This window comes from Vibrio hepatarius, assembly GCF_043642085.1.
GTDB classification, from domain to species: domain Bacteria; phylum Pseudomonadota; class Gammaproteobacteria; order Enterobacterales; family Vibrionaceae; genus Vibrio; species Vibrio hepatarius_C.
Genome location: NZ_JBHZSA010000014.1, coordinates 32,988 through 50,677 on the forward strand (window position 1 = coordinate 32,988; position 17,690 = coordinate 50,677).

At 45.9% G+C, this 17,690-nt stretch carries 14 protein-coding genes and 1 riboswitch; of the genes, 8 read left to right on the forward strand and 6 right to left on the reverse strand.

All coding sequences use genetic code 11. From position 1 onward, the window contains the following. Window positions 1–43: 43 nt before the first annotated feature. The 4 genes from dnaN to ACHUFZ_RS18805 all read left to right on the forward strand — a co-directional run bounded on the left by dnaN (window position 44) and on the right by ACHUFZ_RS18805 (window position 5,533). Entirely contained in the window at window positions 44–1,144 is a 1,101-nt protein-coding gene (gene dnaN / locus ACHUFZ_RS18790) for a DNA polymerase III subunit beta (RefSeq protein ID WP_394128330.1), read from the forward strand. A gap of 1 nt (window position 1,145) precedes the next feature. After that, window positions 1,146–2,228, forward strand: a complete 1,083-nt coding sequence (gene recF, locus ACHUFZ_RS18795) for a DNA replication/repair protein RecF (RefSeq protein ID WP_394128331.1) — start codon at window positions 1,146–1,148, stop codon at window positions 2,226–2,228. Window positions 2,229–2,241: 13 nt separating this feature from the next. Further along, on the forward strand, window positions 2,242–4,659 hold the full coding sequence (gene gyrB, locus ACHUFZ_RS18800) for a DNA topoisomerase (ATP-hydrolyzing) subunit B (protein ID WP_394128332.1): 2,418 nt from the start codon (window positions 2,242–2,244) through the stop codon (window positions 4,657–4,659). A 439-nt stretch (window positions 4,660–5,098) separates the two neighbouring features. Then, window positions 5,099–5,533 (forward strand): Hsp20 family protein, encoded by a 435-nt coding sequence (locus tag ACHUFZ_RS18805; protein WP_394128333.1) that lies wholly within the window; start codon window positions 5,099–5,101, stop codon window positions 5,531–5,533. On the opposite strand, the gene ACHUFZ_RS18810 is transcribed toward ACHUFZ_RS18805, so the two are convergent. The 5 genes from ACHUFZ_RS18810 to glyQ all read right to left on the reverse strand — a co-directional run bounded on the left by ACHUFZ_RS18810 (window position 5,530) and on the right by glyQ (window position 14,535). Further along, window positions 5,530–7,614 (reverse strand): bifunctional diguanylate cyclase/phosphodiesterase, encoded by a 2,085-nt coding sequence (locus ACHUFZ_RS18810; protein WP_394128334.1) that lies wholly within the window; start codon window positions 7,612–7,614, stop codon window positions 5,530–5,532. The two genes, ACHUFZ_RS18805 and ACHUFZ_RS18810, sit on opposite strands and share 4 nt — an antisense overlap. A gap of 166 nt (window positions 7,615–7,780) precedes the next feature. Beyond that, the gene (locus ACHUFZ_RS18815) at window positions 7,781–9,040 is read right to left on the reverse strand and encodes a valine--pyruvate transaminase (protein WP_394128335.1); all 1,260 of its coding nucleotides are present in this window, start codon (window positions 9,038–9,040) and stop codon (window positions 7,781–7,783) included. A 193-nt stretch (window positions 9,041–9,233) separates the two neighbouring features. Next, window positions 9,234–11,321 carry an alpha-amylase gene (locus tag ACHUFZ_RS18820; protein WP_394128336.1) on the reverse strand — a complete coding sequence of 696 codons (2,088 nt, stop codon included), beginning with the start codon at window positions 11,319–11,321 and terminating at the stop codon, window positions 9,234–9,236. A gap of 206 nt (window positions 11,322–11,527) precedes the next feature. After that, window positions 11,528–13,594 carry a glycine--tRNA ligase subunit beta gene (gene glyS, locus ACHUFZ_RS18825; RefSeq protein WP_394128337.1) on the reverse strand — a complete coding sequence of 689 codons (2,067 nt, stop codon included), beginning with the start codon at window positions 13,592–13,594 and terminating at the stop codon, window positions 11,528–11,530. 2 nt (window positions 13,595–13,596) lie between these two features. After that, window positions 13,597–14,535: a glycine--tRNA ligase subunit alpha gene (gene glyQ / locus ACHUFZ_RS18830; RefSeq protein WP_126575736.1), complete on the reverse strand. Its 939-nt coding sequence runs from the start codon at window positions 14,533–14,535 to the stop codon at window positions 13,597–13,599. 222 nt (window positions 14,536–14,757) lie between these two features. Further along, a riboswitch (yybP-ykoY riboswitch) is annotated at window positions 14,758–14,954 on the forward strand. A 34-nt stretch (window positions 14,955–14,988) separates the two neighbouring features. Between glyQ and ACHUFZ_RS18835 the strand changes: the two genes are divergently transcribed. Both ACHUFZ_RS18835 and ACHUFZ_RS18840 read left to right on the forward strand, forming a co-directional pair. After that, entirely contained in the window at window positions 14,989–15,543 is a 555-nt protein-coding gene (locus tag ACHUFZ_RS18835) for a TMEM165/GDT1 family protein (protein ID WP_394128338.1), read from the forward strand. A 161-nt stretch (window positions 15,544–15,704) separates the two neighbouring features. Next, the gene (locus tag ACHUFZ_RS18840; protein WP_004417254.1) at window positions 15,705–15,965 is read left to right on the forward strand and encodes a hypothetical protein; all 261 of its coding nucleotides are present in this window, start codon (window positions 15,705–15,707) and stop codon (window positions 15,963–15,965) included. A gap of 47 nt (window positions 15,966–16,012) precedes the next feature. Here ACHUFZ_RS18840 and tusA read toward each other — a convergent pair whose 3' ends face one another. Further along, window positions 16,013–16,261: a sulfurtransferase TusA gene (tusA, locus tag ACHUFZ_RS18845; RefSeq protein ID WP_053439990.1), complete on the reverse strand. Its 249-nt coding sequence runs from the start codon at window positions 16,259–16,261 to the stop codon at window positions 16,013–16,015. 134 nt (window positions 16,262–16,395) lie between these two features. On the opposite strand from tusA, the gene ACHUFZ_RS18850 reads away from it, so the two are divergent. After that, window positions 16,396–16,587, forward strand: coding sequence for a hypothetical protein (locus tag ACHUFZ_RS18850; RefSeq protein WP_071985918.1), 192 nt, complete (start codon window positions 16,396–16,398; stop codon window positions 16,585–16,587). Between the two features lie 155 nt (window positions 16,588–16,742). Next, window positions 16,743–17,684 carry a LysR family transcriptional regulator gene (locus ACHUFZ_RS18855; protein WP_394128339.1) on the forward strand — a complete coding sequence of 314 codons (942 nt, stop codon included), beginning with the start codon at window positions 16,743–16,745 and terminating at the stop codon, window positions 17,682–17,684. The last annotated feature ends 6 nt before the right edge of the window (window positions 17,685–17,690 follow it).

Sequence of the window (17,690 nt, forward strand, 5' to 3'; positions counted from 1 at the left end):
CTAAGCATCGAGCAACAATAACGAATTCGGATAAGAGCATCCTATGAAATTTTCCATTGAGCGTAGCCACCTGCTTAAACCCCTTCAACAAGTGTCAGGTGCACTAGGTGGTCGTCCTACTTTGCCAATTCTAGGCAATCTATTACTCAAAGTAGAAGACAACGTGCTATCGATGACGGCAACAGACTTAGAAGTTGAGCTGATTAGTCGTGTCACTTTGGAAGGCGAATTTGAAGCCGGCAGCATTACTGTCCCTTCACGTAAGTTCCTCGATATTTGTCGCGGCTTACCGGACGACTCTGTGATTACTTTCGTCTTAGAAGGTGATCGCGTGCAAGTCCGTTCTGGTCGTAGCCGTTTCTCACTATCAACATTACCTGCTAATGATTTTCCTAACATCGAAGATTGGCAGAGTGAAGTTGAAGTTTCGTTGACTCAAGCTGAGCTGCGTGGCTTAGTGGAAAAAACACAGTTCTCTATGGCAAACCAAGATGTACGTTACTACCTCAACGGTATGCTGTTTGAAATCGAAGGCACGACACTGCGTAGCGTAGCGACTGATGGTCACCGTATGGCGGTATCTCAAACTCAGCTGGGTGCTGATTTTGCGCAAAAGCAAATCATCGTGCCGCGTAAAGGTGTGCTTGAGCTGGTTAAGCTACTTGATGCGCCAGAACAGCCGGTTGTACTGCAGATTGGTAGTTCAAACGTACGTGCTGAAGTAAACAACTATGTGTTTACGTCTAAGCTGGTGGACGGTCGTTTCCCTGACTACCGCCGCGTAATGCCGCAAAGTACCAGTAAAACGCTAGAAGCGGGCTGTGATGAGCTGCGCCAAGCTTTCTCGCGTGCTGCGATTCTATCCAACGAGAAGTTCCGTGGTGTTCGCGTGAACCTGGCGGATACTGAAATGCGCATTACCGCCAATAACCCAGAGCAAGAAGAAGCGGAAGAGATGCTTGACGTTAGCTTTGACGGTGAGCCAATTGAGATTGGCTTCAACGTCAGCTACGTATTGGATGTGCTCAATACATTGCGCTGTGAAACGGTTCGAGTATCCATGTCTGATGCCAACGCCAGTGCGCTGATTGAGAATGCTGCCGACGACAGCGCCATGTACGTGGTAATGCCGATTCGACTCTAGCATGCCGCTTTCTCGCCTCATCATAAAACAATTTAGAAACATCGAAGCCTGTGACATTAACCTGTCAGCAGGCTTTAACTTTCTTATTGGGCCGAATGGCAGTGGCAAAACCAGTGTCTTAGAAGCCATCTATCTACTTGGTCATGGTCGCTCGTTTAAAAGCTCATTGACCGGAAGAGTGATTCAAAATGACTGTAATGAACTGTTTGTTCACGGTCGTTTTTTGAACTCGGATCAATTTGAGCTACCAATTGGCATTAATAAGCAGCGTGACGGCTCAACAGAGGTTAAAATAGGCGGTCAATCTGGACAAAAGTTGGCACAACTGGCCCAAGTCTTACCTTTGCAGTTGATTCATCCGGAAGGGTTTGATCTACTAACGGACGGACCGAAACATCGCCGCGCATTTATTGACTGGGGTGTGTTTCACACTGAGTCGGCTTTTTATGATGCGTGGGGGCGATTTAAACGCCTTAACAAGCAACGCAATGCTTTGTTGAAAACCGCCACCAGCTATCGAGAGCTCAGCTATTGGGATCAGGAGATGGCAAGATTGGCTGAAAACATCAGTCAGTGGCGAGCAACCTACGTTGAGCAGATGAAAATCAAAGCGGAGCAGATCTGCCAAGAGTTTTTGCCAGAATTTGATATCCAATTAAAGTATTATCGTGGTTGGGACAAAGAGACCCCATATCAAGAAATACTAGAAAAGAATTTTGAGCGTGATCAGGCGCTTGGTTACACCTTTAGTGGGCCAAATAAAGCCGATTTACGCATCAAAGTGAATGGCACTCCCGTAGAGGACGTGTTGTCACGAGGCCAGTTAAAGTTGATGGTGTGTGCACTGCGGGTTGCGCAGGGGCAACACCTGACTGAAATGACTGGCAAGCAATGTATCTACTTAATTGATGACTTTGCATCTGAATTAGATAGCCAACGTCGCAAGCGTCTTGCTGATTGCTTGAAAGAGACGGGGGCTCAAGTTTTTGTAAGTTCTATTACTGACAGTCAGATTGCAGATATGCGAGATGAAAATGGCAGGATGTTCCATGTGGAACATGGCACAATAGAGCAAAATATATAGCGGAAGATAACTCATGTCTGAAAATTACGATTCATCGAGTATTAAAGTACTAAAAGGTCTGGACGCAGTACGTAAGCGCCCTGGTATGTACATCGGCGACACGGATGATGGTACCGGTCTGCACCACATGGTTTTCGAGGTGGTGGATAACTCAATTGATGAAGCGTTGGCAGGTCACTGTAAAGACATCATTGTGACAATTCATGAGGACAACTCAGTTTCTGTGAGCGATGACGGCCGTGGTATCCCAACGGAAATGCACCCAGAAGAGAAAGTATCAGCTGCAGAAGTTATCATGACGGTACTTCACGCTGGTGGTAAGTTCGATGACAACTCATACAAGGTATCGGGTGGTCTACACGGTGTTGGTGTTTCGGTAGTAAACGCACTATCAGAAAAAGTGACGCTAACTATCCATCGTGGTGGTCATATCCATAGCCAAACTTACCATCACGGTGAGCCTCAAGCGCCACTAGCTGTGGTGGGTGATACGGATAAAACTGGTACTCAAATACGTTTCTGGCCAAGTGGCGAGACGTTCACTAACACTGAATTCCACTACGATATCCTAGCAAAACGTCTACGTGAGCTATCATTCCTAAACTCTGGTGTTTCTATCAAGCTTAAAGACGAGCGTGAAGAAGACAAGAGCGACCACTTCATGTTTGAAGGTGGTATCCAGGCGTTCGTTGATCACCTAAACACCAACAAAACACCTATCATCGAGAAAATCTTCCACTTCGATTTCGAACGTGAAGATGGTATTTCAGTTGAAGTAGCGATGCAGTGGAACGATGGTTTCCAAGAAAACATCTACTGTTTCACTAACAACATCCCTCAACGTGATGGTGGTACTCACCTTGCTGGTTTCCGTGCAGCTCTAACTCGTACCTTGAATTCGTTCATGGACAAAGAAGGCTTCTCGAAGAAAGCGAAGACTGCGACATCAGGTGATGATGCGCGTGAAGGTCTAACGGCAGTTGTTTCGGTGAAAGTGCCAGATCCTAAGTTCTCTAGCCAAACAAAAGACAAGCTGGTTTCATCTGAAGTGAAATCTGCGGTTGAATCGGCAATGGGTGAGAAACTGTCTGAGTTCCTAGTTGAGAACCCGGCAGAAGCGAAGATGGTTTGTTCTAAGATTATCGACGCAGCACGTGCTCGTGAAGCAGCGCGTAAAGCGCGTGAAATGACTCGTCGTAAAGGCGCGCTCGATTTAGCGGGTCTACCAGGTAAACTCGCTGACTGTCAGGAAAAAGACCCGGCACTCTCTGAACTATACATAGTGGAGGGTGATTCGGCAGGCGGCTCCGCAAAACAAGGCCGTAACCGTAAGAACCAAGCAATCCTACCGCTAAAAGGTAAGATTCTTAACGTTGAAAAAGCACGTTTCGACAAAATGCTGTCTTCTCAGGAAGTGGCAACGCTTATCACAGCACTAGGTTGTGGTATCGGTCGTGACGAGTACAACCCAGACAAACTGCGTTACCACAATATCATCATCATGACCGATGCCGATGTCGATGGTTCGCACATCCGTACGTTGCTATTGACCTTCTTCTACCGTCAAATGCCAGAGCTTATTGAGCGTGGCTACGTGTACATTGCTCAGCCACCACTTTACAAAGTGAAGAAAGGTAAACAAGAGCAGTACATCAAAGATGAAGATGCAATGAACCAGTACCAAGTGGCTCTTGCTCTAGATAATGCTGCTCTACACGTTAACCCAGAAGCGCCAGCGCTATCAGGTGAAGCACTAGAGAAGCTAGTACAGCAATACAATGCAGGCATCAAGCTAGTGGATCGTATGAGCCGCCGTTACCCACGTGCGCTAATTCATGAGCTAATCTACACGCCACGCCTAACAGCTGAGCAGTGTCATGATGCATCAACAGTAGAAGCTTGGACTAAGCAGCTTGTTGAGCAATTAAATGCCAAAGAAGTCGGTGCAAGCCAATACAGTTTCGAAGTAGAACAACACGCTGAGCTAGGCTTAAGCCTACCAAAGATTGTCGTTCGTACTCACGGTGTGACTCATGAGCATGCACTGAGCATCGACCTAATCAACTCGAAAGAATACGGCAAGCTAGCGTCTCTTTCTGAAGCATTAGATGGTCTAGTGGAAGAGGGTGCTTACATCAAACGTGGTGAGCGTACTCAGCCTGTTGCAAGCTTTGTTGATGCACTAGAGTGGCTAATTAAAGAGTCTCGTCGTGGTCTAAGCCTACAGCGCTACAAAGGTCTAGGTGAGATGAACCCAGATCAGCTATGGGAAACGACGATGGACCCAGAAACTCGCCGCATGATGCAAGTAACGATTGAAGATGCAGTAGGCGCTGACCAACTGTTCACCACGCTAATGGGTGACCAAGTTGAACCGCGTCGTAACTTCATTGAAGAGAATGCACTGAAAGTTGCTAATTTGGATGTATAACGTTCCTAGCTACTAGCAGCGAGTCTCTAGAATAAGCGCAGATCGAAAGATTTGCGCTTTTTTATTGGAGGGTAATTAAAACAACCAGTTAGTATTAATCTAGCCACTAGCCACTAGCCACTCGAAACTAGCAACTTTTTTACTTTTATCCCTTGAAACTGATTTTTCCCAACCACATATCTATTGTTGAAGAGGAAAGCTGTCTTGCTCATAAGAGAAGAAACAGAACCTCTGGACTCGCTGACAAGGCATTGCTCAAGAGAGGATGACCTTTGAGGCACACAATTTAAAACTTGATTCGTTGCTATGTCCCCGTGCTTAGACCTAACAGAGGTAGCCAGAGGAATAGTGAATGAGTCCCTTAGTCGGCAACGATCTATACAAGGTAGATCCGCGCAAACTCACGACTAAGACTATTGCTTACTAAAAGGATAGCATTATGAGAACTGTAGATTTCACTCCACTTTACCGCAACGCAATTGGCTTCGATCGTCTATTCAACATGATGGAAGCAAACACCTCGAAGAACACTTCTGGCGGTTACCCTCCGTACAACATCGAGCAAAAAGATGAGAACAACTACCGTATTACCATGGCAGTTGCCGGCTTTGCTGAAGACCAACTCGATCTGACTCAAAAAGAAAATATGTTGATCGTGAAGGGTGAGCGTAAAACAGAAGCGGAAAAGACCTACGTATACCAAGGTATCGCAGAGCGTGATTTCGAACGTAAATTCCAGCTAGCTGACTACGTAAAAGTCGTAGGTGCAAGCATGGAAAACGGTCTACTACACATTGACCTAAAACGCGAAATCCCAGAAGCGATGCAACCACGCAAGATTGCGATTGGTGGCAAGAATCTGATTGAGGGTTAACTGGTTTCTCGACACGTTTGATTTAAGTTGAGTGGAGCAGGGCGGCCAAACAGGAAGCCTTGCCCCAAATCGCATTTCAATTGTCTGAGCAAACTTTCTTGCTCATACGTCTCTATCCCTTCAGCCACAACCTTCATCTCTAGGTGATGCGCTAATGCAACAATACTTTGTACTACCTTTAAGTCTCCTCGGCTGGTATTAATCTGATCGACAAAGGTTTTATCAATTTTGATAAAGGTCGCCGGCAAATCTTTTAATACCGCTAGAGAAGAGTATCCAGTACCAAAATCATCAATGGCGATCGATATGCCGAGCTTTTTAAACTTCATCAGCAGAAGTGAACTTAGTGATAGGTTTATCATTAACGTCGTTTCAGTTAGCTCCAACTTTAAGTTCGTCGGTGAAATTTGGTATTTTTCGATGGTTTGGACAAAACGTTGATAAATTTCTGGGTCGGTTAATTGCTTTGCTGAAAGGTTGATCGAAATAATCGGCTGAGATGTTCGGTTATCGGCAATAAACTGACATGCTAACTCAAGCACACAATAGCCAATTTGATTGATGAGATCGCTTTTTTCAGCTTCTTCAATAAAGTGGGCTGGCGTCAGTAATCCTCTTCGTGGATGTTGCCAACGGATTAGCGCTTCATAGCAATGAACGCTGCGATCGGTCAGTTGGTAAATCGGCTGATAGTGGAGAACAAACTCTTGGTTGTGGATTGCGCTTTTTAGATCGTTTAATAGCTCGACCCGTTCATCATCGATATGCTTAGTATCGCGATCAAAAAACTGGTACCGACAACGTCCTGCTTGTTTGGCTTGGTACATCGAAAAGTCGACATTTTGCATTAACTCAGTTGCGCTCTGACCATCTTCATTGATCACGACTATGCCCATTGAGGCGGAAATTGAGTGGTTTTTTGCAAGGATATTGATCGGGAGAGTGAGAGAGTCTATCGCGTGCTGAGCAAGCTGTTCCAGATCCGTGTGAGTTTGGAATGGAATAATAACGGCAAACTCATCGCCACTAATACGGGTGATGGTTAACGCTGACTCAAAGACTTCATTTAAACGTATGCTAATTTCCCTAAGTACCTGATCCCCTGTGTGATGACCAAACTGATCGTTAATAAGCTTAAAGTTATCGAGGTCCAAATAGAGCAAGGCATAGTGCTCTGTGGGTGTATCTGCATTTTGAACTAGGTTATCTAAAACTTCAGTAAAGCGACGGCGATTGTCTAACCCGGTTAGCATGTCTGTGTTGGCTAACTTTCTCAGTTGCGCAGTCTTTCTATCGATGGCTTTTTGCAGCTTACTCGGTATGGTCGCATAGTAGTAAAAGAACAGGCTTAACAGCGTAGAGATGATTAGGGCAGAGATCATTTTCAATAGCGGTAAATCAAACCAGCGATCAGAATTTTCTAATCCAATCACCAGTGTCCATTGATTGTTAGGTACATCAATGGTGGTGGATGCTGAAATCCATTCTAGTGGCATCTCCTTACCGTAGAATTGTTCAATTTCTCCTGTATCTGGATGAATACGCGATAATTGAAATTGCAGACTGTCTTTACTGAGCTCAATAAGGTCACTACTGGCGATAAGGTTATCGAGCATGATTAATGCAGAAGCAAAGCCCCAGAACTGCTTTTTGTCCGCAGGGCCTACAAATATCGGTCTGCGTGCAACTAAACCAATCCCCCCTTGTTTGAGCTTAAATGGACCTGCGAGAGTGAGTTTTTTGGATTGAACGGCGCTTTTCGCTTCTTTTAATCTTTTATCATCTTTGAGTAAGTTGTGGCCAATGGCTCGTTCATTGCCCGCAAGAGGATAAATTTGCTCAATAATACCGTTAGGAGCGAGCTGAAGGTTACTAATGAGATCGCTGAATGAAAGGATTTCGGCCGCATAGGTGGTAAAGCCGTCGGTGTTACCATCATTGTGAATGATTTCAAGGGCTAGAATTTGCGTGGAAGCGACAAGGGCTGTGTGAATCTCTTTTTCGAGGTTTTTGGCTTGAGTAAAGGCGACTTGCGAGACGAGCTGTTTTTTCTCTTGGGTGATGGTGTTAGTGATTAACATCACCACCCAAGAACTTATCGAAAATAAAGTACCGAATACTACGAGAGTAGTCAGAAGAGGCCTTTTAATATTAAACAATCGGTTCATTTATGACACTCGAATTCGGTTCCTTGTCGCTGTCGTGCAGTAACAGAGCGATCATCTAGGCCATACAATGAGCCTAAGTTTAATTGATGGTATTATTAGTATAGGCGTGCATAACTTCCTCAGCGATAATCTCGATGCCTTTTTTCATCATCTCATCATCTTGTACGTAGTTCATACGTAGGCATTGATGAGCATGGTCCCAATCGTCTTCTTGGCCAATAAAGAAATATTCACCAGGCACTATCAGTACCCCGCGTGCTTTCAAGCGCGCGTATAGCTCCATGGTGGTGATTGGCAGTTCGTCAAACCATAGCCATAAGAAAATAGCCCCTTCCGGCTTATGGATACGGAAGCGAGGGTCTGTAATGGCATCTTGCAGCAATTCGACCGCGCGTAATGATTTCTGCTGATAGAACGGCTTGATAACATCAGAGCTCAGCTTTAACAGATCGCCTTTAGCGATAATATGATTGGCCAGTGCTGGACCAAGACTGCCCGGGGCTAAGCTGATGATACCATTCATATTGGTCATCGCTTGGGTGATCTCTTCGCTTGCAATCACAATACCGCAGCGCACGCCAGGCAGACCCAGTTTAGATAGGCTCATGCACAGAATCGTGTTCTCATTCCAAAACGGCTGCACATCTTCAAAGATAATATTTGGGAACGGCAGGCCGTAGGCATTATCAATGATAAGAGGAATATTGTTTTCACGCGCCAGCTTATCCAGCTTATGAATCTCTTCGTCCGTCAGCACGTTACCGGTTGGGTTAGTTGGGCGAGAGGCACAAATCGCTGCAACTGAGTCATCGACTTTAAGCTGTTCAAAATCAACGTGGTATTTAAACAGGCCGTTATCAAGTAGTTCGATTTCTGGGTGGTAGGAAACGAAGATATCTTCATCAATCCCTGCATCGCCATAACCAATATATTCAGGGGCGAGTGGCAGTAGAATCTTTTTGTGTGAACCATCCGGCTGCTGACCTGCGAGCAGGTTAAATAGGTAGAAAAATCCACTCTGACTGCCGTTGGTTAAGCTGATGTTCTTTTCTGAAATGTCCCAGCCATAGGTGTCCTTCAATAGTTTGGCGAGTGCTTTGACAAAGGCATCTTTGCCCTGCGGTCCATCATAGTTGGCCATCGCGGAGACGAGCTCTCCACTGGCGAGCATATCCTCACTGGCTTGGCGAAAGTAGTCGAGCATGGCTGGAATGGCGGCTGGATTACCTCCGCCGAGCATGATGGCACCTGGAGTGCGTAGACCATCATTTAAATCATCCATTAGCTGGGTGATGCCTGAATACTGATTAAATTTTTCACCAAATTTTGAGAACTGCATTACTTGTTGTACCTAATTCATTATTGTCATTGCTTTATGTATAGAACAGTCAGTGCGTTGCTGACCAATAGAGTAATCCCTGAACATACCTTAATGTGCAAATAGAGCAAAGCGAGAATTAGTATTGAGTGAAAAAAAGCCAACATAGTGATGTCGGCTTTGTGCAAAAGGGCGTTAATACCGAGCTGCGTACTTATTGCGAGCCCGTGTAAACCACTAGCACCTTGTCATCTTGATAGCGGCGCTCGAAGGCGTAGTAACCTTGCTGGTGGCGGGTAATGTGTTCGCCCTGAGCGACAGCTGGGTGGCGTTGTCTAAATTGTCCAAGTTTTTGCCAATGTTCGAGCAGTTGCTGGCGTTCACCGGTTATCTGATCCCATGGCATATCTGAACGCGTACCTTGATGAGGATCGGAGCCTGTTGGTCCAAACTCACGTGCGATCTCATCGCCGTAATAGATCTGAATCGCGCCGGGTGCCAGTATTAATGCATTGGCTGCGCGAACTTGCTGTTCAATGGTTTTGGCGCGGTTACCCCAAAACAGAGAGGTATCGTGGGATGACAAGTAGCTTAAGACGTTAAAGCTGCTGTCTTGATTGATTCGCTCTGCATAGCGCTGGTAATCACGGTCGAGGTCGGCAAAGCAGCTTAGTGCTTTCGGTGCTACATCGCCTTGGAATTCAAAGTTGATGATCGAATCGAAACCGTGGTCAAAATAGGGACTCTTAACCACACCATGTGCCCACACTTCACCGGTTATCCAGAATGGTAAATCATCGAGCGCTTTGTCTGGATTGTTTTGCTTCCACTCCGCGAGCGCCGCTGTCGATTCGAGCTTTAGCTGCTGCCAAGTTTCAAACTCGACATGCTTGGCGGTATCGACTCTAAAGCCATCAATGCCGTATTCTCTAACCCAATCAGATAGCCAAGCAATGAGGTGCTGTTGTGGTGTCTGACTGACATCCTGTGCGTTAGTCGATTTGTTGCGATAGAAATTGGGTAATCCAGTGGCTTGCTGAGACTCTGTTTTGATATCCGGTAAATGTGCTAATGACATGGTGCGGTCGTTATAGCCGGGCTGGTCATAATCACCAATATCGGTACGAAGCCAATCTTTTCCCCACCATTTTTGCCACGCCTCACCATCACGGTAGTTAATATAGTCATTAAAGCTGTGCCAGTTTTGACCTTGCTTTGGTGTCCAGTCCGTCCACTGTTCACCGAGAATCTCTAGCGCTTCCTGATCATCTAAATACAACTGGCCGAAATCGAACTCCTGCATATCAGCTAATGTTGCGTAACCCGTATGGTTGAGCACCACATCCCAGATAATGCGAATCCCTTTGCTGTGTGCGGTATCGATTAAGGTTTTAAGCTCTTGCTTTGTGCCCATATTGGCATCAAGCTTAGTCCAATCTTGGTGGTAATAACCGTGGTAACCATAGTGTTTGAAATCGCCATTACTACCGCCGCCAACCCAGCCATGAATTTGCTCTAAGGGTGAGGTGATCCACAGTGCATTCACACCTAAGTCTTCAAGATAATCTAACTTTTTGGTTAACCCTGCTAGATCGCCGCCGTGGAAGGTAGCGATCTCTTTATCGCTATCATTGCTGCGGCCATAGCTATGGTCATTGTTTGGATTGCCATTGTAAAAGCGGTCAGTCATAACAAAGTAGACCGTCGCATTATCCCAACTAAACGCGGAAGATTGCAGCGATGCCACTTGCTCTAGTAACATCACCCCTTGGCTCATTGCACCGGCTTTTAAGCTTACTTTGCCGTTACTAACGATAGCTTGTTGACCTGTTAAGGCATCGCGAATGGTGCTGCCATTGGTGAAGGTCGCGGAGACATCAATGCTGGTGGGTTGTTCACTAGCGACTGGGCATTGATAACGAGCAATCGCGTCTGCTTTAGGTTTTACTTTAACGGTAAGCTGGTTGGTGTCTTGGTTGAGAACAAACTGGTAGGTATTGGCGCTGAATACTCGCATCGGGATCGCGGCAGAATCAGCACAGTTATCAAGCTTAAGTGCCTTATTGAACTTGATGCGCGCGGCATCTTGCAGTGCGTAGCGACTGCCACAACTTTGCTGGTGGTCTGCGATAGAGAGCGAGTAGCTGCCTTTTGTCAGTGTTTGCTCAGCAACAAGTAGACCATCATCTTGTCGTTCAAAGGTGGCCTGTGTTTCTCCAATGGTTAGAGTCAGGGCGTTATTGGGTGTTTGGCTGCAAGCGGCTAAAAGAGACGCTGATAGGGCTAAAATAGACTTTTTCATAGAATCCTTCCCGAATATTTACGCTGTTTATAACAAAACAGTGCCACTACAGTCCGAGTGATGATCCTATTGGTGGGCGAATTTATCCCTACACAATTTTATAGAGTTCACAAAACGCATTTTTAGCCTTAATCGCTAATAAAAAAGTCGCCAATAAAAAAGGGAAGCTCAATGCTTCCCTTTTAACTTGTACCTTACCGCGGTGATTATTTCTGTAGTAGAGAAATATCCGCAATCTGAAGGAATAGGTTACGTAGGTTGTTAAGCAGCGTTAGACGGTTCTTCTTCAGAGCTTCGTCGTCTGCCATTACCATTACGTTATCGAAGAATGCATCAACAGGCTCACGTAGACCCGCTAGCTTGCTTAGCGCTTCTTGGTAGTTACCTGTAGCGAACGCTGGCTCTAGCGCTTCTGTCATTACTTCAACGCTTTCTGCTAGTGCTTTTTCTGCGTCTTCTTGTAGAAGTGCTAGGTCGATCTCAGCAGCGAGTTCACCGTCGAATTTCGCGAGGATGTTACCTACACGCTTGTTCGCAGCAGCTAGTGCTTCTGCGGCTTCTAGCTCGCGGAAGTGATATACCGCTTTCACGCGCTGGTCAAAGTCTGCTGGTTTGGTTGGACGGTTAGCCAGTACAGCTTGGATGATATCCACGCTGAAGCCTTCGTCTTTGTACCATGCGTTGAAACGACCAAGCATAAATTCAATAACATCAGTTTCAACGTTGTCGTTAGTCAGGCGGTCAGCAAACAGAGACTTCGCTTTTGCGATTAGGTCTGTTAGGTCTAGGTTGTAGCCGTTTTCTACGATGATACGTAGTACACCTAGAGATGCACGACGAAGTGCAAATGGGTCAGAGCCCTTAGGTGCTTGGCCAATACCGAAGATACCAACGATAGTATCGAGCTTGTCTGCCATCGCGACTGCTGAAGAGATGCCTGTGCTTGGTAGGTCATCACCAGCGAAACGAGGCATGTACTGCTCGTAAAGTGCTAGTGCAACTTGCTCGTCTTCACCATCGTGAGTCGCGTAGTGCATGCCCATTACACCTTGAGTATCGGTGAATTCGAATACCATAGATGTCATTAGGTCACACTTCGCTAGAAGACCAGCACGCTTAGACTTCTCAACGTCAGCATCGATCTGTTCAGCGATGTAGCCAGCAAGTTCAGTAATACGGTCAGTCTTGTCTTTGATAGTACCAAGCTGCTTCTGGAAGATAGCTTGCTCTAGCTCAGGTAGACGATCGATTAGAGGACGCTTACGGTCAGTGTTGAAGAAGAATTCCGCATCCGCAAGACGTGGACGAACCACTTTCTCGTTACCTTCGATTACGTAACGAGGCTCTTTTGATTCGATGTTTGAAACGAAGATGAAGTTAGGTAGTAGCTTCTTGTTGTCATCGTAAACAGGGAAGTACTTCTGGTCACCTTTCATGGTGTAAACCAAAGCTTCAGAAGGTACTTTTAGGAACTCTTCTTCAAACTTCGCAGTTAGCACTACTGGCCACTCAACCAGAGAAGTCACTTCTTCTACTAGGTCGTCTTCTAGATCCGCTGTACCACCAACCGCTGCTGCTGCTTTTTGCGAGTCAGCAAGGATGATCGCTTTACGCGCTTCGTAATCTGCCATTACTTTACCGCGCTCTTCTAAGATCGCTGGGTATTGTTCTGCAGATTCGATAGTGAACTCTTGCTCACCCATGAAACGGTGACCACGGATAGTGCGGTCTGATGCTACGCCTAGAATCTCACCTTCGATAAGGTCAGAACCCATTAGCATAGTTAGCGTTTTAACCGGGCGGATAAACTGAGTTGTCTTGTTACCCCAACGCATTGGCTTAGCGATAGGTAGGTTACCCAGTGCTTTTGCTGCCAGCTCAACAACGATTTCAGAGGTTGCTTGGCCTTTTACTTCTTGTTTGAACAGTAGCCATTCGCCTTTGTCTGTGACTAGACGGTCAGCTTGTTCAACAGTGATGCCATTACCACGTGCCCAGCCTTGAGCCGCTTTAGTTGCATTGCCATCAGCATCGAATGCCACAGAAACCGCAGGACCACGCTTTTCAACCACTTTGTCTGCTTGGCCTTCAGCTAGCGCTGAAACCTTAAGTGCTAGACGACGAGGAGCGGCGTACCATTTCACACCTTCATGTGCTAGGTCTGCGCCTTTTAGTTCAGCTTCGAAGTTTGCTGCGAACGCTTCCGCTAGTGTGCGAAGTTGCGTTGGTGGTAGCTCTTCAGTACCTAGTTCAATTAGAAATTCTTTAGCCATGATTACTTCTCCTCGCCTTGAACTTTTTGTTCTTGGGTACGACACATAGGGAAGCCAAGCGCTTCACGTGATGCGTAGTATGCTTCAGCAACTGATTTAGTCAGGTTGCGGATACGAAGGATGTAACGTTGGCGCTCTGTAACAGAGATAGCTTTACGCGCATCAAGGATGTTGAATGCGTGACCTGCTTTTAGAATGCGCTCGTAAGCTGGAAGCGGTAGCGGCTTCTCTAGCTCAAGTAGCTCTTTACACTCTTTCTCGCACTGGTCGAAGAAAGTGAATAGGAAATCTACGTCAGCGTGCTCGAAGTTGTAGGTTGATTGCTCAACTTCGTTTTGGTGGAAGATATCACCGTAAGTCACGTTGCTTCCGTCTGGTGCTACGTTCCATACCAGGTCGTAAACAGAGTCTACTTCTTGGATGTACATCGCTAGACGTTCGATACCGTAAGTGATTTCACCGGTAACAGGTTTACACTCAAGGCCGCCAACTTGCTGGAAGTAAGTGAACTGAGTCACTTCCATGCCGTTTAGCCATACTTCCCAACCAAGACCCCATGCGCCTAGCGTTGGGTTTTCCCAGTTGTCTTCTACGAAGCGAATATCGTGAACTAGCGGGTCGATACCAAGAACTTCAAGTGAACCTAAGTACAATTCCTGAATATTATCTGGAGAAGGCTTTAGGGCTACTTGGAATTGATAATAGTGCTGCAGACGGTTCGGGTTTTCACCGTAACGGCCATCGGTAGGACGACGTGAAGGTTGAACGTAAGCTGTCGACATTGGCTCTGGGCCAAGTGCACGTAGACATGTCATTGGGTGAGAGGTGCCTGCACCTACTTCCATATCTAGAGGTTGAACAATAGTACAACCGTTTTGTGCCCAGTAATCCTGCAGCGCGAGGATCATTCCCTGGAAGGTTTTGATATCGTATTTTTGCATAGTAATTCGCGCAATTCTTTGAGTAAAAGGTCTGTCTAAAACAGAGAAAAATAACAATCAAGTATACCCAGATATTTGGCATGGGAGTAGCGCTAATCTTGATTAATTGGTAGCCAAAAATATCCTTTAGTGGAATTTTTCCGACTTATCTAACTGATTTCCACTAAAAGGGAGTTTATTTGTAGTTTGAAGGTTGAGTATCGGCCGTGAGGTGGATAAAATCACGCCGTCTTTGGGGAGTAGCTTACCTATTTATCAACACTGGGATAATAGGTTCGTCTGTCAACATAATTGATGCAAAATCATCATGGCATTCGAGACCCAATATCGGCCAACTATAACAATACGCCGATGTGGTTTAGCAAGACCTTAGACAAATCATCATGAACCGGGGCGGGGCATGAGGTTTGTCTTTGGTTAAATATAATATTCCCGCCCTATAAAGAGCATGTCGTGAGCGTTTTAGCTATCTCAATCACCACCGTCGCACTGGCGGAGATCGGTGATAAAACTCAATTACTATCACTTTTACTAGCCAGTCGATACCGCAAACCAATCCCTATTATTGCTGCCATTTTTTTCGCTACGATTGCTAATCATGCATTAGCTGCATGGCTTGGTGTGGTTATTGCCGATTACATGACGCCTGAAACCTTAAAGTGGGTGCTGGTGGTGAGTTTTATTGCCATGGCGGCATGGGTACTGATTCCTGATAAGTTGGATGATGACGAACAGATTTCCAATCGTGGCCCATTTATCGCCAGCTTTATTGCCTTCTTCGTTGCTGAAATTGGCGATAAAACTCAAATCGCAACCTCGATTCTGGGCGCGCAGTATGCTGATGCATTAACTTGGGTCATCCTCGGCACCACCATCGGTATGTTGTTGGCCAATGTTCCTGTGGTACTGATTGGTAAACTTTCCGCCGATAAAATGCCACTCGCTTTGATTCGAAAAGTCACGGCTTTGTTGTTTGTCGCTCTGGCGATTGGCGCAGCAGTACTGTAGCCAAAAGCTGCGATTACGGGGTTAAATATCAATAACTGGAGATGAAATAGAGCAAGATCAAACTCTGACTTAAATTCGAACTGATACGTGATCGCTGACATATTAGTGTCATAGTTGTCATGGTAATTTAACCTTGTGGATGATAGCGAGAGGGCAAGGTTATGCTTACACGTTATATGGGGATGACCCCTAAGAGTCAGAGTTATTTGTTCACCTTCGGTTTGGCGCTATGCCTATTGGCAATGGTGCTAACTGATATGTGGCTACCGATAGTCGCAGGGTCGTTTATTTTAACTGGATTGACGGTTGAAGCTTGGATCCGCGTCGCGCATATTATTCCTATGCATGAAGAGATGCGCACGATGAGAAAACAGCTCAACAAACTGCAAAGCGAAGTCCGCACCCTCGAATATGATGAATAAAAAAACGGCAGCCATCTTGGCTGCCGTTTTGTTTTCTGAGACAGAGATTACTCCATGCCTTTCTTGATTAGGTACTGAAAAGGTAGCTCTTCAGTTTGAGAATCTATCAGTTGATGATCCATAAAGCGGCAAAAACTAGGAATGTCGCGTGTCGTCGATGGATCATCGGCTTTCACAAGCAACACTTCTCCATCCTGCATATTTCGAATTGTCTTCCTGACCATCATAACTGGCTCTGGGCAGCGTAATCCTTCTGCCTCTAGGGTTTTGTCTGCCTGCTGTGGATTGAATGTCATGGTCGTATCTTTGGTTACTCAATTTGGCCTAGATAATACTAGTGAAGAAAAAATATTCAATAACCCCTTGGCAAAGTGAACAATTTGTTTTAACTTAGTTAACAAGTTGGTAACAATTAACAAGGAAAGCAAGTATGTTGACAGCTCTAGATCGTTTAACAATCTACTCCGTGCTGTGTTTTATCTCTTTTTGCGCCCTTGTTTTACGTTCACCAGCAGAATCGTCCTCGTTTATGCCATTGCTTGGTATGGGCGCGACGGTTGTAGGGATTTGGCTTGAGATGCATCGTTGGCCGAGCGCATCTGAAGAACAAGAGAACGGATAATAGCACTTCCAACTGTTATCTGTTTTTACCACTACGCTCAACTACATTCCGACACTATCCCCAGTTTTCTTGGGCTTCCCCGCTGAAAAGCGGGATTTTTTTTGCCTGAAAAAGGTACAATCAAGTTAATCCCTCATAGAAATTAGTGGCTCAACGTGGAATTAGAAGACATTTATCGTCGTGATCTTAACTTACTAGTCGCACTGCGAGTGTTAATTGAAGAGTGCAGTGTGAGTAAAGCTGCCCATCGTTTGAACCTCAGTCAGTCTGCGATGAGTCGAGTGCTAGGTCGATTACGAGAGATGCTTGGTGATCCTTTATTTACCCGCCAAGGACAACACTTAATCCCGACCGAAAAAGCGTTAGAGATTGATCGCTGTTTAGGTGAGCCTCTAGAGTCACTGCGCCAGCTGTTATCACCGATTGAGTTTGAGCCGCAAAGTTGTGACCAAACCTTTACCATTGCGACCACGGATTATGCGATGCAAACCATCTTGCCGTTTGCTTTGCCGCGTATCTATCAAGAAGCGCCTAATGTATCGTTTAATTTTTTACCGCTGCAACATGACCGTTTGGCCGATCAGCTCACCGCAGAGGGCGCAGATTTAGCCATTTGCCGTCCAATTGGTCCAGTTGCGCCACTACGTAGTGAAATACTAGGTCGTGTTGGCGTATTGTGTTTGCTTTCAAAGCAGCATCCACTCGCTGATGAAGAAATGAGTTTGGCAGATTACCTGACTTATCCCCATGCGATGATTGCGATCAGTGATGGTGTTAAGGCTTTGATTGAGGGTGCCTTGGTCGACCAACCAAGACGTAAGATGGTGCTGCGCGCATATCACCTTGAAGCGGCGCTAGCGATCGTTGATACCATGCCAATCATTATTACTGTGCCCGCTGACTTAGCTTATTTAGTTGCCGAGCGTTACGACTTAGTGATAAAGCCGCTTCCGTTCCAATTTACCCCGTTTGATTACTCGATGATCTGGCATCCACGCTGTGAACACTCTCCGGCTCAGGAGTGGTTACGAGGAATCGTAAAGGAAGAATGCAGTCGCTTGATCGCCAAACGAATTGAAGATATTGGTTTGGATTGATCGAAT

Bases quoted from the DNA above. Each gene is read 5' to 3' on its own strand.
- dnaN (WP_394128330.1), top strand. From the start codon at position 44: ATGAAATTTTCCATTGAGCGTAGCCACCTGCTTAAACCCCTTCAACAA.
- recF (WP_394128331.1), top strand. From the start codon at position 1,146: ATGCCGCTTTCTCGCCTCATCATAAAACAATTTAGAAACATCGAAGCC.
- gyrB (WP_394128332.1), top strand. From the start codon at position 2,242: ATGTCTGAAAATTACGATTCATCGAGTATTAAAGTACTAAAAGGTCTG.
- ACHUFZ_RS18805 (WP_394128333.1), top strand. From the start codon at position 5,099: ATGAGAACTGTAGATTTCACTCCACTTTACCGCAACGCAATTGGCTTC.
- ACHUFZ_RS18810 (WP_394128334.1), bottom strand. From the start codon at position 7,614: ATGTTAATCACTAACACCATCACCCAAGAGAAAAAACAGCTCGTCTCG.
- ACHUFZ_RS18815 (WP_394128335.1), bottom strand. From the start codon at position 9,040: ATGCAGTTCTCAAAATTTGGTGAAAAATTTAATCAGTATTCAGGCATC.
- ACHUFZ_RS18820 (WP_394128336.1), bottom strand. From the start codon at position 11,321: ATGAAAAAGTCTATTTTAGCCCTATCAGCGTCTCTTTTAGCCGCTTGC.
- glyS (WP_394128337.1), bottom strand. From the start codon at position 13,594: ATGGCTAAAGAATTTCTAATTGAACTAGGTACTGAAGAGCTACCACCA.
- glyQ (WP_126575736.1), bottom strand. From the start codon at position 14,535: ATGCAAAAATACGATATCAAAACCTTCCAGGGAATGATCCTCGCGCTG.
- ACHUFZ_RS18840 (WP_004417254.1), top strand. From the start codon at position 15,705: ATGCTTACACGTTATATGGGGATGACCCCTAAGAGTCAGAGTTATTTG.
- tusA (WP_053439990.1), bottom strand. From the start codon at position 16,261: ATGACATTCAATCCACAGCAGGCAGACAAAACCCTAGAGGCAGAAGGA.
- ACHUFZ_RS18850 (WP_071985918.1), top strand. From the start codon at position 16,396: ATGTTGACAGCTCTAGATCGTTTAACAATCTACTCCGTGCTGTGTTTT.